This is a genomic window from Metabacillus mesotrionivorans (genome assembly GCF_052171315.1).
In the GTDB taxonomy this organism is placed as follows: domain Bacteria; phylum Bacillota; class Bacilli; order Bacillales; family Bacillaceae; genus Bacillus_P.
In genome coordinates this window covers 519333-535155 of sequence record NZ_JBQMFF010000001.1, presented here as the reverse complement: position 1 = coordinate 535155, position 15823 = coordinate 519333, and the positions used below count along the sequence as shown (strand labels likewise).

Sequence of the window (15823 nt, the reverse complement as noted above, 5' to 3'; positions counted from 1 at the left end):
AAAACAAAAAAGGAACCGGGTTTTAATCCGGTTCCTTTTTGTGTTCATCCAAACAGCCACTGATAAATAATAACTCCAGCAATGCTCCCAAAGACTATGAATCCCACTATTGTCGGACTCCCGTAAAACGTCCGGTTCCAGGCATCGTCTCTCACCTTTGTTTTTTCATCTTCATTATTCACCGAATTACTCCTACCTCCTATCAAAGGATATATTAGTATATGTCTAAGAAGGTTGGACTACATTCAATGCACAGCTTTCAATAAAATTTCCAGGAGCGGCTATCATTTTACTCCAAGTTAAATTCGATAATTGAGTTTGCGGGAACTCCTGTATACGGCTCGCTGTATTCTTTAAATTTAAAGGTAGTTCCTGAAAGATCATCAGGCAATGGAGGGGAAACTGTAAACTGATAAGCGAGATGTCCGTCTGATCCTCCTCCGCTTTTTATACGGCAGTCATATGCTTCATCAATATACAACTCCCAGTATCTATGCATATGCATGCGTTCTTCCATCTCCATGCTCGTCAATTCCCAGTCAATTTGAAAAGAGACAACACTGGCATTTTCATATTGCCTGATAAATGGAATTGTATATAAAAACTCTCCTTTTTCGGCAGTTTTTAATACTCGGACGTTTTTAATAAAACCTTGAGGCACTACCTGAGGGCGGCATTCATCTTCATTTCTCAGCAAACCGAACAAAGCTTCCAGCAAATCTTCATATATATCATATTGTTTTGCCCATGAAGAAATCATCTCCTGTGGAGGGTAAACCGGATTCTTGTTTGCAGCTTTCCTTCTTTCAATAAGCAACTGGCATATTCGTTCATCTATCTGCTGGATATTTTCAAAATAGTAATGGTCGGAACTATTATTTTGAAGTCTTTTCAAATGTATCCCACCGCCTTATTAATAATTGTTCGCCTACTTATATAATATCCTCGGATTTTCCTTTTGGCTGCATGACTCCAAAGCATACAGCGACTGCTGTGCCCCAAAGCGCAGCAGTTTGCGTTCAAGCTTCATGCCGATCTTCTCAAGCATTTTGCAAGATGCCAGATTGGCTGTCTGCGTTTCAGCAAGGATCACCGGAAGATTCATCTCTTCGAAAGCATACGTTATCACGGCACGGACTATTTCAGAAGCATACCCCGCTCCCCACCATTTCGGCAGGAACTGATAGGAGATTTCTGTATGTACGCCTTCATGGTGAACATCAAGAGAGACAGTACCCATGAACTGCTGCGTCATTTTTTCCCTTACAACCCAATAAGGCAGCTGGCCTTCTGCGACCTTTACAGCTTCAATCATTGGTGCAAGCGACTCTTCATCACACACTCCTCCAAGATATTTGCGAACTTCCGGGTTTAAATAGAGCTGTTTTACTTCTTCTATATCTGTTATTCGGATTCGGGACGCCTGACACCTCTTCGTTTCAATCAACATGTCCACCGCTTTTCCATTTTATTCTTGCTACTATACGAGATACTGATGAAAAAATAAAAAAGCAAAAAGCAAGAAGATGGAAAGAACCGCGGCTGCCCCCGAGCATTTCCTTATTTTCTGCTGCCTTCTTTTTCTTTCTTTCGCGATATGATTGCTGCACTGCCCTCATAGTTACCTGTTTTCTCATAAAATGTCTCCCTTTACAGCAACGTTGAAAAGGAATTCTGTTTACTTAACTAAAACATTCTCTGTATTCCATATATATCCTGCAACCTGTGATTATTTATTTGGATAGCAGCTTGATTGGGTGATCAACAAAACAAGCTTAAAGAAGTACAGGTTCCGCTTTAACTTACGCTGCCAAATTGTTTTACGGTTTTGCTGGGTACAATTCACGACTTTGCTTAATCTCCCAAATCGTTTTTCGGTTTTAGAGGGTACGATTCAGGCTTTTGCTTACCCTCCCAAATCGTTTTACGGTTTTGCAGGGTACGGTTCCGGCTTTTACTTACCCTCCCAAAATCGTTTTTCGGTTTTAGAGGGGTACGATTCACGCTGTTGCTTACCCTCCCACTCCTTTTACCAGTACTTGAGGGCAACAAAAAAGATGAAATCCGAAGATTCCATCCTTTTCGTGCTTACTTATAAATCAAATATTCTTTTCGTACTTTTTTGAATGCATCAAGGTCTTTTTTGTATTTGTCTGTGATATCAGAGACAGCTGCTCCTTCAAGGATCATCGGTCTTGTCCATGTGTTGCCGATCAGCTTGTCGAAGAAATTGTTTGACAAGAACTGAAAATCTTCCGGATACATGTCATGGACGGTTTTGATGATGTGCAGTCCTGTCGGCACCGCATCAAATTCTTCTCTGTCGGTCACATAGACTTCTACTCCGTGGCTGAGTTTGCCTGCATGTTTAGAGAACATCGGTGTAAATGATGCAGCCCGGAATTTCACGCCCGGCAGGCTGAGTGCGTTCAGCTCCGCAGCAAGGTCTGTGCTGTTAATGAATGGTGCTCCAATCAGCTCAAATGGTTTTGTAGTACCGCGTCCTTCAGACAGGTTTGTTCCTTCAATCAGACCTGTTGCAGGATAGACAAATGCTGTAGAGACAGTCGGCATGTTTGGCGAAGGCAGAACAAACGGAAGGCCCGTGTCATCATAATCCATGGAGCGTTTCCAGCCTTTCATTTTCACGACTGTGAGATCGGCTCCAATGTTGAATTCTTCATTAAAGAGCGATGCAAGCTCTCCAACCGTCATGCCGTGCTTGGTCGGAATCGGGTAAAGTCCGATAAAGGACGAAGCTTCAGGTTCAAGGACAGGTCCGTCGACACTGTCCCCTCCCTGCGGATTCGGGCGGTCGAGCACGACAATCGGAATGTTGTTTTCTTTTGCTGCTTCCATAGCATAAGCCATTGTGTAAATGTAAGTGTAGTAGCGCGTTCCGACATCCTGGATGTCAAAAAGAAGAATCTCTACGTTCTCAAGCATTTCAGGAGTCGGTTTTTTCGTCGCTCCGTACAGGCTGTAAACAGGCAGCCCTGTTTTTTCATCAATGTAAAACTCGACGTACGATCCGGCCTGAGCATCTCCGCGGACGCCGTGCTCAGGGCCGAAAAGGGCCGTTAGTTCGATTTCAGGATCGTTATGCAGCTGGTCAACGATGCTGTTCAGTTTTGAATCAATTCCCGTCGGATTTGTAATCAGCCCGACTTTTTTACCTTTAAGAAGTTCTTTCTCATCCTTCAGCAATACTTCAACACCCGGTGTGACTTTGTTTTTCTTTTTCTCTTTATGGGCAGAAACATCTTTTTCAGCCGGCCACGCACTGAGTGCAAGCATCAGTACCGTTATGAGCACAAGTATTCGTTTCATTTCAGCCTCTCCCTTACATCAAATTATTTAAGCTGTTTGCCTGAGCGGATGTCAAGTCCATATCCGAACGGATACAGCGTTTCTTCTGGATTTGTGACGGATGGAATGTCAACAGGAAGCTTACCTTTTGGATTTGACTCTCCGAAAATTGTTCTGATTCCGGCCGGGATGTTTGGCTGTCTGTATGCGCCGTTTGAATAGCCTTTGAAGCCGTAAACGGCCATAACAGCTTTTGCTTCTTCAAAATTTGCTGCGTCATACGGATTGCGCAGGCTCATAAGAACAAAATCTTTGCCTTTTGACTGTGCATCTTTCATGACTGCTCTCGGGAAAGCCGTTGCCCATTTGCTTGAATCCTGAACCGAGTCGTCAATGACGCCGTCGTTTACAGCAGGGTCGTTTTTCACCACATAGGAACCGGTGATGACATAGTCAGCCTGATCGATCATAGCAGCTGTTTCAGGACCGAATGTTTTTCCCGAGAAAGCATAGCCTGAGACTTCAACATCTTTTTTCTTGCCTTTTAATTCTTTGATGCTGCGTGTCATCGCTTCTACTTGATCTGCAAACGGTGCAAGCACCAATACTTTTTCGCCTTTTTTCGGCTTGAAAGGAAGTGTTTTGTCTTCGTTTTTCAAAAGTGTGACAGCATCTTCTGCCATTTTCTTTTCTTTTTTCAGGTGATCTTTGTTTCCGACCACTTCAAGTGCATTTTCTACTTTTTCCTCAATTGGAGTTGAATCAGGTGTTAAGATGCCGCGTTTTTCCTTCAGTGTAAGAATTCGTTCAACAGATGCATCTACTTGTTCAATCGGAAGTTCCCCTTCTGATATTGCTGCTTTCACGGCATTGAAGACTGATGCTAGATTTTTTTCCATGTCAAGCGAGTTTACCTGAGCAGGCATTAATGCGATATCCACACCGGATTTCAGTGCAAGAACGACGGCTTCTTCCTGGCCGAAGTTTTCCGCGATTGCTTTCATATTCAGAGCGTCTGTAATGATGACACCTTCAAAGCCCATTTCCTCGCGAAGCAGTCCTGTAAGAACCTTTTTGGAAAGGGTTGCCGGAACAAGGATTTCCTGTCCGTCTTTTTTACTGATGTACGTTGTATCATCGAATGCCGGGAATTGAACATGAGCCGTCATGACCATGTCAACGCCTTCATCGATGGCTTTTTGGAAAGGAGCGAGCTCAACAGCACGAAGTCTTTCTTTATCATGGGTCACTACAGGAAGTCCATAATGGCTGTCTGTCGCTGTATCGCCATGGCCCGGAAAATGCTTTGTTGTTGCGGCCATATTTTGGCTTTGAAGTCCTTTAATTGTCTGGATGCCAAGCTTTGAAACAAGTTCAGGATTAGAACTGAACGAACGGACGCCGATTACCGGATTCCCCGGATTATTGTTCACATCAACCGACGGACCAAAGTTAACATTCACTCCCAGAGAGGAAAGTTCTTTGCCGACTATTTCACCTGTCTGATAGGCATATTTCTCACTTCTTGCAGCACCGAGGGCCATATTGCCTGGAAGGTTTGTCCCTGTCTGGAGACGCGTGACAATCCCGCCTTCCTGATCGATTGTAATGAAGAGCGGAATATCCGGGCTTGCCTGCTGAAGGCCGTCCGTTAACCGTGCTGTCTGTTCGGTCCCGACAACGTTTTCTGCGAAGAGAATGACTCCCCCAAGGTGATATTTCTGAATGATGCCGCCGACTTCATCGTTCATGACCGTAAAGCCAGTCATTTTGCTTTCCCCTTCTTTTTTCCAGTTGCGGAAATCAGGCATCAGCATCTGTCCGATTTTTTCATCAACGGACATATTTTCTACAATGGCTTTCACATCAGTTTCTGCCGATGCTTTCGCCGGCTTTATTCCCGCTAAAGCTGATACTGACAGGACCGCTGCAAGAGCGGCGGATATCCATTTCTTTTTCCCCATGTTACCCATCCCCTTATTTTTAATTGGTTTCCATAGCTTCATAAACAGCGGTTACTACACTTCCATAGCTGCCTGTTGTAAACAGATCGCCGAAAAATTGATTGGAATTGGCAGCCGGATTCACAAGCGGAGAGTGCTTTTTGTTTGTTAAAAGAACGATGCCAAGGTCATACTCAGGATCAATGATCGTGACAGTGCCTGTCCAGCCTGTATGACCATATGCGCTGTCGCTTGCATATTCGCTGAACATCCAGTCCATGCTGTCGTTTCCATTTAATCTCCACCCGAGTCCGTACGTGCCGTTCATGTCCGAAGGCTCTACGAATTCTTCAATAACCTTTCTGTCAAAAAGCTTCTCGTTTCCGTAGCCTCCGCCATTAAGCATCACTTGAAGAAGAACGGCAAGGTCCTGTGTGGTTGAAAACAAACCTGCGTGTCCTGATACACCTTCCATAGAATAGAAGGCTTTTTCATCATGAACTTCCCCCTGAAGCGTATATGTTCTGATGTTCGGGAAGCTGATGACGCCGTCACGGGTGTTGCCCATCAGTTCTGTTGCTGCGATTTCCTTCTGTTTAAAACCTTTTTGCAGCGGATTAAAAACTGTATCCTTCAATTTCAAAGGCTTGTACAATTCGTTTTCAACGTATTGATCAAGCTTTTGGCCGGTAATTTTTTCAACGATTGTGCCAAGAAGCATATAATCTACATCGCTGTAAATATTCTTTGTTCCCGGTTCATATGTAAGAGGCGTCTTGTTGATATTGGCGATTGTTTTTTCCCGCTCCTGCGAATACAGTTCCTTTGATACTGCAGGGTTATGATATTGCGGGTCAGGCTTAAATCCTGCTGTGTGATGGAGGACATCAATAATGCGCATCGTATCCTTGCCTTTTATCACATCAGACTCTGAATCCTTAAATTCCGGAATGTACGTTTGAACTTTGTCGTAAACATCCAGTTTCCCTTCGCTTGCCAGTTTTTGAAGAGCAAAGTTTGCAGCATACATTTTTGTATTGGAGGCGAGGTCAAATAATGTATCGTTCTCCATCTTCAAGAATTTATTGAGCGGTGTATGTCCGTCAAATTTTTGTTTGTAGCCGTAGCTTTCATTTTTTACGATTTTGCCGTCTTTTATGACAATCAGAGCGGCTCCGGGAAACCCGGCTGCGACTTCTTTTTCAATCAGCTGGTCTACTTTTTCAAGTTTTTCAGAAGAGAAACCCGCTTCTTCAGGTTTTTTTGCTTTCGTCAGAACTGTGTACTCGGTTTTAGCTTTAGGCGAGGCTTTTTCAGCGATTTCTGCAAACGATGCAGATGGTGCGATAAGCGATAGAGCAAGAACTGAACTAAGTGCGCTGGCTGTCCATTTTTTCATACGTTTCCCCTTTGTTTTCCGTATTTTTTTAAACCGCGTCGATCTTCACTTTTTGACCAGGCAGGGCAAGATTCAAAAGCGGCAAATCCTCATCTATCACTCTCCCGATGACATTCACTCTTTCATCTGCCGCTAACACCCGCCTGCAAATCTGGACTTCTCCCCTGTAGCGGCCGTATCCGCTGTTATCCATCGTAATCATTCCTATTTGCCGTTCGATCGTATTGCATGGTTTTACCTCTTCAGCCAATCGCGTATCTTTTAGTCTGAAAACATCTCTTGATGCATCTGGCCGAAACTGATAAAAGCCGCCTGTAAACTGGTCTGAAAGTATCCTTAGAGAGAGAATATTCTGTTTTTTATAAAGAGATAATTTTTCAATCAGGCTGTCTTCTGTACCCGGGTCGCCTACATAGACGTGATTGACCTTTAGAAGCAGTTCGACACCGGCTGCATAGGAGGATATGTTTCTATGTTTCTCTAAAGTTGGCAGTCCATCATACAGCGGTCCTCTTTTTGTCCCTGCACCTGGAATGAAAGCTGCTGTCTCAATGCCGTATTTTTTGAACAGCTCATTTTGAGAATGAAAGAATTCTTCGTCTAAACCGGTTTCTCTTCTCGGATAGAAATTGTGCCATGCGATGATTTTTTGGGGTTCCAAGCCGTTTTCCAGCAAAGCTGAAAGCTCAGACTCTGTGACTGTGCTCGCATTAATAGAGAGGGAAAAAACGGATGAAAGTGACTTAATCGCGGCTTCATCGAATCCGTCGTCTAGTCTGATTCCCCTGACTCCAAATGCAGAAAGCTCTTCGAATTTATGTATGTCAAGATGCTTTAGTGTGGAAGGTGATACATCGGCGTGGATCTCAATGTCATGTTTTTCTGCAAGTTCCAGCAGCTCTTTTGCCCTCTGCTTCAGGTTTCCCTTTTCTTCAGGAATGTGAAGCGAGGTAAACGCCCGCTTCACGCCTGATGCTGCCGCATGCAGAATCTGCTGTTCTGCATGCGGGTCCTGAAGATAAAATGATATGCCAATCACTTGAATTCAGCTGCCATTTCGTCTTTAAATCCGAATAGATACGTAAAGATGAAACCTGCAGCGTAAGAGATGGCGAGTCCGGCAAGGTAAAGAATAATCTGGTTTGTGTGAACCAGGAATGTCAGCGGCAGGCCGGATACACCGACTGCAATTGTCGCAATATCAAAGTGGGCCTGGAAGGCTCCCCCTACTCCTGCTCCAAGACATGCTGTCAGGAACGGACGGCCAAGAGGCAGTGTGACACCGAAGATCAGCGGTTCGCCGATGCCGAGCATTCCTGATGGAAGTCCGCCGCCAATTGCGCGCTTAAGACTTTTCTTCTTTGTTTTAAAGTAGATGGCAAAGGCTGCCCCTACCTGACCTGCGCCTCCCATTGCAAGAATCGGAAGAAGCGGATCATCGCCGATTGAATTAATCAGCTCAAGATGTACAGGTGTCAGACCCTGATGAAGGCCTGTTACAACAAGCGGAAGGAACGTAGCTCCAAGGACAAAGCCGGCTACTACTCCTCCAAGGTCAAGGACACTCAGAAGTCCTTTTGTGATCGTATCCGATACAAAACCTCCAACAGGCATGAAAACGATATAAGTTACGATCCCTGTAATTAAAAGTGCAATTGTAGGTGTAATAATAATATCAAGAGACTGAGGAACAAATTTGCGCACCTGCTTTTCAACGAAAGCGATAAAGATGGCAGCGAAAAGGACTCCGATTAAGCCGCCGCGTCCAGGAAGAAGATTTTCTCCGAACAGGGCAATATCGCCAACTGCGGGGTTAATGACCAGAATTCCTGCGAGTGCGCCAAGCGCCGGCGAACCGCCAAATTCTTTTGCCGCGTTTGTACCGACTAAAATTCCAAGGTAAGCGAACAGTCCTGAACCGATAACCGTTAAAATAATGGCCAGCTGCGAATCGGCTGCAAGCCACTCTGCCTGGACAACCGCTTTCGTAATACCGGTAATCAAACCTGAGGCGACAAGTGCCGGAATCAGCGGAATGAAGATGCTTGCAATTCTTCTGAGAAACAGTTTAAACGGCTTTGCATTCTTTTTATCAATTTCAGATTTATTTTTCGATGCGGCATCCTTTAAGTCGAATCCATCCGCTGCTGCAAGCAGCTTTTCAAACTCGGCCGAAACTTTGTTGACAGCTCCGGGTCCAAGGATAATCTGAATCGTCTCTTCCTCTACAACCCCAAGAACACCGTCTGTTTTTTTAATGGCATCCATATTTACTTTTGATTTGTCATGCGGAGAAACTCTCAGCCTCGTCATGCAGTGTGTAGAAGCACTGACGTTTTCTGCTCCTCCCAGATGCTCAAGCAGCTGCTCGGCAATGAGTAAGTTTCTGTTATTCCCCTTAGCCATCCTGTAATCCCCCTTTTGTAGTGCCTATTTCATTTTTTCTGTCATTGATTTGATCGCCGCTCTTGTATTATCAATATATTGAACGGTCTTATCATACTGCTCGGTCGCCATTCCGAGGAACAAAATATCAATCATATACAGCTGCGCAAGCCGTGATGACGTCGCAGCACTCCTGAAAGGAGCTTCATTTGAGAAAGAAGTATGAAGCGAAACATCGCTGAGTGAGGAAACGGTCGTCTGCCCGAAATGGGTAAGTCCAATCGTTTTCACTCCTCTTTCTCTTGCAAGTTTCATCACATTGACGATTTCCTTCGTTTCACCCGAAAACGAAATGGCGAAAAGCACATCGTCCGGCTGTGCATTTGCTATTAATGTTGCAACAAGATGCATATCTGTAAAGGCAGTTGCTCCTTTGTTGATGCGGATCAGCTTTTGCTGGGCATCCTGCGCGACGATGTTTGATGCGCCTACTCCGCAGAAGTGAACGTTTTTCGCCTTCATGAGCATGCTGATTGCTGCTCTCAGATTTTCATAGTCGATGATTTCTGCTGTATCCCTTATGATCTGAATCGTATTGCTTGTCGTTTTCTCAACAACTCTGTAAAGAGATTCACCAGGCTCAATATCACGGTAGCCTTGTTCAACAGACTTCATCAGGTCGCCGGCAATTCTCATTTTCAGATCCTGAAATCCTTTGAGTCCAAGTGATTTGCAGAGCCTGACAACAGCTGCGCCGCTTGACTTTGCCGATGTGCTGAGCTCGCTTACAGTGCTGTTTACCACTTCATGCGGGTGTTTGAGAATATATTCGGCAAGCTTTTGTTCAGATTGCGGCAGCTTGGAAAGCATCGTTTGGATAATGGAGAGAGCTCCGGTTGTCATAGCTTCCGCTCCTTACCCTTCATGATGTGAGATGGCTTTTCGGACATCTCCGTCTGCGCGAAGCAATAAATCAGATGCATCGTCATACGCGACTTTCGCTTTAATCATGACAATGGACGGCTTCACTTTTAGCTCCGCTTTTTCAAGTGTCTCTTTCGCCGTCTCATAATCTGCTCCAGTTAACGTCTGAATAATGCTTACTGCACGTTCTTTCAGCTTGTAGTTGCTCACATTTACATCAACCATCAGATTTTCATACACTTTTCCGATTTTGATCATGGATGCTGTTGAGATCATGTTTAAAACCATTTTGTGGGCAGTAGCCGCTTTCATTCTTGTTGAACCCGTTATAACTTCAGGGCCTACAATCACTTCTATGCCGACTTCCGCTGCCTCCGAAATTTTCGCATCTTTGTTGCATGAAAGAGCGACTGTTTTAGCCCCGATGCTTTTAGCATATTGAAGGCCTCCGTAAACATATGGCGTTCTTCCGCTCGCGGCAATGCCAACTACAGTATCATTAGCTGTAAGCTGGATGGATTTTAAATCATTCACTCCAAAATCTTCTCTGTCTTCTGCTCCTTCTACCGCTTTAACGAAAGCACGTTCCCCCCCGGCAATCAGTCCGATGACTGTATCCGGAGATGTACTGAAGGTTGGCGGGCATTCGACAGCGTCGAGGACTCCGAGCCTGCCGCTTGTGCCTGCGCCAATATAAATGATTCTTCCTCCCTTTTTCAGAGATTCATAGGCAAACTCTACGGCCGCTTTCACTTCAGGAAGCACCTCTTGTACTGCCGCCGCTACTTTCATATCCTCATTATTCATGATTGAGAGGATTTCAAGCGTGCTTGCGCTGTCGATCTTCATTGTTTGTTCATTTCTCAATTCTGTCGTTAATGAACGCAGCTGTTTTTCCATAAAAGGATGTTGCCTCCTAACAAAATTCTTACTATTCAGTATATTTTAACCTAAACATAATTTCAATTTAAACTTAACTATTTTGAAATTACATTTCAGATTATACGTCCATGATAGCGCTTTTATGACTAGACAGCAAGAGGTGCCGGCCTGTTTTTTATATTGAAAATTATGTAATAGCCCGCTTTTTTTGGGTCGTTTGATTCAATTAGTGAGAACCTTGCATGAAAAAAGATTGGTTTCTTTGCCGATTTGCTCATACAAACAGGAAAAAGGAATGATTTTTCAAAAAAAGCATCTTTGCACACAAAAAAAGGCCACAGGATTTAGCCCTGCAGCCTCAAGTTTACAATACTCGTTTGTCCTTTGCTTCTTTGATCCAGTCCGGAAACTCATTCAGCAAGCGGTCATACAGCTCTTCATCTGTCATTGCATCGATGTTCTGCACATGGAAGAAGTTTGCGTTGTCGATGAACCTGCCTTCCATTGTGTCAAGATTTTCAAGCACTTTAAAATTGGAATCTCCAATCCCGACAAACTGCCAGAAAAGCGGCTTATCAGAAGATGAGACAACTGGTTTTTTAATGGTGCTTTTGCAGCCTCCGTCGTTGATAAAAACGATAAACGCAGGATCTCTGCTTGGCTCTTCCTTTAAATATTTTGTCATGACATCAAACATGACCGGCGGTTCATCGTTGCGCCCGAATTTATGTATAGAATCGTTAAAGAGAATCTCTCTGTTCACATAGTTTTCGAAATCTCTTTCTGTGACTGAAGGAAGTCTTGTAAATTCATTGTCGTACACCCAGACGTCAAGCATCCCGTCATCATCAAACTGGCTTGCCACTGCAAGAATTCTCTCAACTACTTTTTGCACGGTTCCATCCTTGTAGAGGGTCCGCATTGAACCGGAAATATCAAGAACAAGGCCTACCCGGGCGACGACTCCGGTGAGCTTTTTCTTCTCAAGTACGATTCCCGCTGTTTTTTTCATCAAGTTGATCGAGCTCATTTTAAAGTCTCCTCTCAGACATCAAGTCCATAGTTTCGGCATAACGCACCAAGTCCTCCGGAGAAACCGCTGCCGATGGCATTGAACTTCCAGTCCTGGCCGTGCTTGTACAATTCGCAGACGACAACTGCTGTTTCTACCGAAAAGTCTTCTCCAAGATCATAGCGGAGAACTTCCTCAGAGGTATCGGCATTCACAACACGTACAAATGCGTTTGAAACCTGTCCGAAATTCTGGCTTCGTGCATCTGCGTCATGGATGGTTACGGTAATACCTATTTTCTCAACATGGGACGGCATCAGGGAAAAATCGATGATCATCTGCTCATCATCTCCGTCTCCTTCGCCTGTTCGGTTGTCGCCAGTATGTTCGACTGCTCCTTCCGGACTCTTGAGATTGTTGTAAAAAATAAATTCGTGATCGTTTTGAACCTTTCCGCCTGCATCTGCCATAAATGCCGAGGCATCCAAATCAAAATCTCTGCCGCCTGAATATTTATTCGTATCCCAGCCCAGTCCGATTATGACTTTTGTTAATCCCGGATTTGTCTTTGTAAGATCAATGCGCTGTCCTTTTGATAATGAAATTGACAAGTAAATCACCCCTAAAAGTATTTTCCAATAAAGGAATTCCGCTTCTATTGTACTACGAATCTAACACAATAAAGTTTCAATTTCCATTTTTTCGCTGCACATTCCCCGTGCTGATGATGTTTAAAGAAAAAGCGTGAGTGGAACAGTTTAGAAGAATGATAGAAGGAGGCCAATCATGAAGACACATAAATTATATATTAATGGTGAATACATCGATTCCACATCAAAGGAAACAATCGAGGTCGTCAATCCGGCGACAGAGGAAGTCATTTCGTCCATTTTTGCAGGAACAGAGGAAGATGCGAATAAGGCAATTGAAGCAGCTTTTGAAGCACAGAAGAAATGGGAAAAGGTTCCTTCTGCAGAAAGAGGGAAAATTGTAAGAGCTCTTGGAGACAGAGTAAAAGACCGCCGCGATACCTTTATAGAGCTGCTGATGGAAGAACAGGGCAAGCCTTATGAACAGGCCAGCGGAGAAATCGACACGGCCATTGATTATTTTTACTATATGTCCGAATGGGCAAGGCGAATAGAGGGAGAAATTATCCCAAGTGATCGTGCGAATGAGAACATTCTGATGTTCAGAAAGCCGATAGGGGTTGTGGCAGGAATTGTTCCCTGGAACTTCCCGGTCTTTATTCTGGCAAGAAAGGTCGCAACCGCTCTGATTACAGGATGCTCAATCGTCCTTAAGCCAAGTCAGCAGACACCAAATACGGCGGCAGAATTCACAAAAATCATCGATGAAATGAAGGACATTCCGACGGGAGTTTATAATTTCATCACTGGTAAAGGTTCAACAATCGGCAATGTGATGGCCTCCCACCCCAAAGTCGGCATCATTACCATGACAGGAAGTGTAAAAGCAGGAACAAAGGTGATGGAAGCCGCTGCTAAAAACATTACCAAGGTCAACCTTGAACTTGGAGGAAAAGCACCTGCCATCGTTACGAAGCATGCCAATTTGGATACTGCCGTAAAGAGCATCAAAACATCGAGAATCACAAATTCCGGACAGGCCTGCACAAATGCTGAACGTGTGTATGTTCATGAAGACGTAGCTGAGGAATTCATCGAGAAGATGACACAGGCAATGAAGGATACGAAGGTTGGAATGCCTGCAGACAGGGAGTCTGAAATGGGACCGCTCGTCAGTATGGACCGTCTGGAAACAGTTGAAAAAATGGTTCAGAACGCTGTTGCGGGCGGTGCTAAAATTCTTACAGGCGGCAAACGCGCAGAGATGACTTCAGGTTTCTTTTATGAACCTACAGTCATTACGAACGTGAGTCAGGACTCAGAAATCATTCAGGAAGAGATCTTCGGTCCGGTGCTCCCGATTATGACCTACAAAACCCTTGATGAAGCCATTGAGCTTGCAAATGATTCAGATTATGGTCTTTCATCTTCCATCTATACAGATAATGTCCACGAAGCCATGCGGGCTGCGAATGAACTGAAGTTCGGCGAGACCTTCATAAACCGTGAAAATTTCGAAGCCATTCAAGGCTATCATGCCGGCCTCCGCAAATCAGGGCTTGGCGGAGCCGACGGCAAACACGGGATTGAGGACTTTACCGTCACACACGCCGTTTACATGCAGTATGACGACAAAAAAGCATAACAAAAAAAACGTTCAGGCAATTGCCTGGACGTTTTTTCATAATTTCTCCCCCATTCGAGCATGATGAATAACAGGAGGGATTTTTTGTGACTTATTCAAAACCGATCAGAATCATCATTCTTATTCTTTCCTGGGGAAGCCTGTTTTTATTAAAGCCAGCTTCTATCCTTCGCTTTTCTCCTGCCTCTTTTCTGGTCTCATTGCTTTTGGCAGTTGAGACAATGATTGCAGGACCTTATCAGCTGTGGACAATTAGAGGCGGCAGTAAGAACCGCTTATGGGGAGATCTGAGCTTTATATTCGGCCCGTTCATTTCAGGAACCCTCTGGATATTCCACCTTACATACGGAAAATTTTGGAGGTTTATGCTGCTCAATGCGGCCATGGATTTCCTATTGGCCTATCCTCTGACTTACCTTTTCGAAAAAACAGGTTTATATAAGCTTAAGAAATTAAATAAGCACAGCCTCTTTGCACTTTCCGTTTCCTATGCAGCTCTGATTTACGGCTATCAGAAGATACTGGAAGGAAGTTTTAAAAAAGAATCATCATAGGGACTTGGTCAAAACATGTTATTTAGAATAGTCAGGAAGTTCAATTAAAAAAATTCGTAAAACGATGCTGCTCCACTGCATGGCGCCACTAAGCCGAGTGATGCCGCTAATGAGGTTCTTTTATAAAAAAATTCCGCCACTCTCCCTAATCACGCCACTATTTAGGTTTCTTTTCTGATAAAAGTGGCAGCACTAACGCAATTGATGCCTCTTTTTCTAATCCTTTAATATGAAAAAAAACCGAACCAGTATATACCCTGGTTCGGTGTTTTTCATGGCTGAAATCGTTAGGTCTCAGCATCACTTTCTTTATTTCCGAAGCTTCTGAATGAGTTTTAACAGAACAGCCGCTGCAATCACAATCAAGGTTATGACAACGGTTCTTTTTATTGCAGCCGGATCCTGCATAACATAAATGGCAATGTACGCCCAGATGAAGACAAGCGGGTAGTAGACATCATCATTTTTAAATGTAAACCAGACAGCAAGCCCTGCACCGACAATCAGCATAATAACTGCCCACGCAAGCTCGTTCAAGCCAAGGAATGATTCGATGCCGGCCGTATAAAAGAAAATGAAAAAGTTTACGATTGTGGCAACTGATATCCAACCTAGATAAATTGAAAACGGTGTTCTCATCAGCCATTTCCGTTCTGGAAGACGCTGAATGCGTGTATACACGACAATCAGGGAAATCAGCAGTGCCAGCATGACAAGCAGCGAGACCGGAAACAGTTCATAATGGAAAGCAAAGAGCCATAGGCTGTTAAAGATGCAGCTAAGGAAAAACCAAATGCCAATCTTCGCATAGTTCATGCGTTCTTCTTCATTCACAAAAAATTGTCTTGCCGTCCAAATTCCAAGCAGCAGGTAAATCAGTCCCCAGATGGAAAATGCATAGCCTGCAGGCGTGAATAAAACCGGAATACCGGCAGACACTTCAGCTGATGTCTGTCCATTGAGCGGCAGGGCATTTGCGAGATAGTTAACGACAATGACGAGAACATATCCCGCCGCATTCAGAAGGGCAAAACCGGAAAATCTCTTCATGATGACCTCCTCCTTTTCACAATTAGTGTATTTTGCTTGTCTTTTTTTCATACCCTTTATTAGTCAAATTAAAATAATCAAAACACATTTGGGAGTTTTGAACGAGTCATGAGTTTCTTCTGATCATTCA

Annotated in this window: 16 protein-coding genes; 2 read left to right on the top strand and 14 right to left on the bottom strand. The window is 44.1% G+C overall.

Annotated elements, in window-relative coordinates; translation table 11 throughout:
* Nucleotides 1-44: 44 nt before the first annotated feature.
* The 13 genes from ACTSEZ_RS02655 to ACTSEZ_RS02595 all read right to left on the bottom strand — a co-directional run bounded on the left by ACTSEZ_RS02655 (nt 45) and on the right by ACTSEZ_RS02595 (nt 12465).
* Nucleotides 45-182, bottom strand: coding sequence for a hypothetical protein (locus ACTSEZ_RS02655; RefSeq protein ID WP_369732654.1), 138 nt, complete (start codon nt 180-182; stop codon nt 45-47).
* A gap of 107 nt (nt 183-289) precedes the next feature.
* Entirely contained in the window at nt 290-895 is a 606-nt protein-coding gene (locus ACTSEZ_RS02650; RefSeq protein ID WP_369732652.1) for a chorismate mutase, read from the bottom strand.
* Nucleotides 896-928: 33 nt separating this feature from the next.
* Entirely contained in the window at nt 929-1447 is a 519-nt protein-coding gene (locus ACTSEZ_RS02645; protein ID WP_369732650.1) for a GNAT family N-acetyltransferase, read from the bottom strand.
* Nucleotides 1440-1637, bottom strand: coding sequence for a hypothetical protein (locus tag ACTSEZ_RS02640; protein WP_369732648.1), 198 nt, complete (start codon nt 1635-1637; stop codon nt 1440-1442). Before ACTSEZ_RS02640 ends, ACTSEZ_RS02645 begins: the two co-directional genes overlap by 8 nt.
* Before the next feature lie 451 nt (nt 1638-2088).
* Nucleotides 2089-3330: an exo-beta-N-acetylmuramidase NamZ family protein gene (locus tag ACTSEZ_RS02635; RefSeq protein WP_369732646.1), complete on the bottom strand. Its 1242-nt coding sequence runs from the start codon at nt 3328-3330 to the stop codon at nt 2089-2091.
* Nucleotides 3331-3353: 23 nt separating this feature from the next.
* Nucleotides 3354-5273, bottom strand: a complete 1920-nt coding sequence (locus tag ACTSEZ_RS02630) for a glycoside hydrolase family 3 protein (RefSeq protein ID WP_369732645.1) — start codon at nt 5271-5273, stop codon at nt 3354-3356.
* Between the two features lie 19 nt (nt 5274-5292).
* Nucleotides 5293-6651, bottom strand: a complete 1359-nt coding sequence (gene pbp4b / locus ACTSEZ_RS02625) for a penicillin binding protein PBP4B (RefSeq protein ID WP_369732643.1) — start codon at nt 6649-6651, stop codon at nt 5293-5295.
* 28 nt (nt 6652-6679) lie between these two features.
* Nucleotides 6680-7690, bottom strand: coding sequence for a MupG family TIM beta-alpha barrel fold protein (locus ACTSEZ_RS02620; protein WP_369732641.1), 1011 nt, complete (start codon nt 7688-7690; stop codon nt 6680-6682).
* Nucleotides 7687-9057, bottom strand: a complete 1371-nt coding sequence (locus tag ACTSEZ_RS02615; protein WP_369732639.1) for a PTS transporter subunit EIIC — start codon at nt 9055-9057, stop codon at nt 7687-7689. The genes ACTSEZ_RS02620 and ACTSEZ_RS02615 overlap by 4 nt, the downstream gene beginning before the upstream one ends.
* Nucleotides 9058-9081: 24 nt before the next feature.
* Entirely contained in the window at nt 9082-9939 is an 858-nt protein-coding gene (locus ACTSEZ_RS02610) for a MurR/RpiR family transcriptional regulator (RefSeq protein ID WP_369732638.1), read from the bottom strand.
* A 12-nt stretch (nt 9940-9951) separates the two neighbouring features.
* Nucleotides 9952-10860 carry an N-acetylmuramic acid 6-phosphate etherase gene (murQ, locus tag ACTSEZ_RS02605; protein WP_369732637.1) on the bottom strand — a complete coding sequence of 303 codons (909 nt, stop codon included), beginning with the start codon at nt 10858-10860 and terminating at the stop codon, nt 9952-9954.
* 346 nt (nt 10861-11206) lie between these two features.
* Entirely contained in the window at nt 11207-11872 is a 666-nt protein-coding gene (locus ACTSEZ_RS02600) for a vWA domain-containing protein (protein ID WP_369732636.1), read from the bottom strand.
* 14 nt (nt 11873-11886) lie between these two features.
* Nucleotides 11887-12465, bottom strand: a complete 579-nt coding sequence (locus ACTSEZ_RS02595) for a TerD family protein (protein WP_369732634.1) — start codon at nt 12463-12465, stop codon at nt 11887-11889.
* A 175-nt stretch (nt 12466-12640) separates the two neighbouring features.
* Here ACTSEZ_RS02595 and aldA point away from each other — a divergent pair, with 175 nt between their 5' ends.
* Both aldA and ACTSEZ_RS02585 read left to right on the top strand, forming a co-directional pair.
* Entirely contained in the window at nt 12641-14089 is a 1449-nt protein-coding gene (gene aldA / locus ACTSEZ_RS02590; protein WP_369732633.1) for an aldehyde dehydrogenase, read from the top strand.
* A gap of 86 nt (nt 14090-14175) precedes the next feature.
* Entirely contained in the window at nt 14176-14643 is a 468-nt protein-coding gene (locus tag ACTSEZ_RS02585) for a hypothetical protein (protein ID WP_369732632.1), read from the top strand.
* Nucleotides 14644-14952: 309 nt separating this feature from the next.
* Here the strand turns inward: ACTSEZ_RS02585 and ACTSEZ_RS02580 are convergent, their stop codons facing one another.
* On the bottom strand, nt 14953-15693 hold the full coding sequence (locus ACTSEZ_RS02580) for a TspO/MBR family protein (RefSeq protein WP_369732630.1): 741 nt from the start codon (nt 15691-15693) through the stop codon (nt 14953-14955).
* Nucleotides 15694-15823 lie beyond the last annotated feature (130 nt).

Bases quoted from the DNA above. Each gene is read 5' to 3' on its own strand.
- ACTSEZ_RS02640 (WP_369732648.1), bottom strand. From the start codon at position 1,637: ATGAGAAAACAGGTAACTATGAGGGCAGTGCAGCAATCATATCGCGAA.
- ACTSEZ_RS02635 (WP_369732646.1), bottom strand. From the start codon at position 3,330: ATGAAACGAATACTTGTGCTCATAACGGTACTGATGCTTGCACTCAGT.
- ACTSEZ_RS02630 (WP_369732645.1), bottom strand. From the start codon at position 5,273: ATGGGGAAAAAGAAATGGATATCCGCCGCTCTTGCAGCGGTCCTGTCA.
- pbp4b (WP_369732643.1), bottom strand. From the start codon at position 6,651: ATGAAAAAATGGACAGCCAGCGCACTTAGTTCAGTTCTTGCTCTATCG.
- ACTSEZ_RS02615 (WP_369732639.1), bottom strand. From the start codon at position 9,057: ATGGCTAAGGGGAATAACAGAAACTTACTCATTGCCGAGCAGCTGCTT.
- ACTSEZ_RS02610 (WP_369732638.1), bottom strand. From the start codon at position 9,939: ATGACAACCGGAGCTCTCTCCATTATCCAAACGATGCTTTCCAAGCTG.
- murQ (WP_369732637.1), bottom strand. From the start codon at position 10,860: ATGGAAAAACAGCTGCGTTCATTAACGACAGAATTGAGAAATGAACAA.
- ACTSEZ_RS02600 (WP_369732636.1), bottom strand. From the start codon at position 11,872: ATGAGCTCGATCAACTTGATGAAAAAAACAGCGGGAATCGTACTTGAG.
- aldA (WP_369732633.1), top strand. From the start codon at position 12,641: ATGAAGACACATAAATTATATATTAATGGTGAATACATCGATTCCACA.
- ACTSEZ_RS02580 (WP_369732630.1), bottom strand. From the start codon at position 15,693: ATGAAGAGATTTTCCGGTTTTGCCCTTCTGAATGCGGCGGGATATGTT.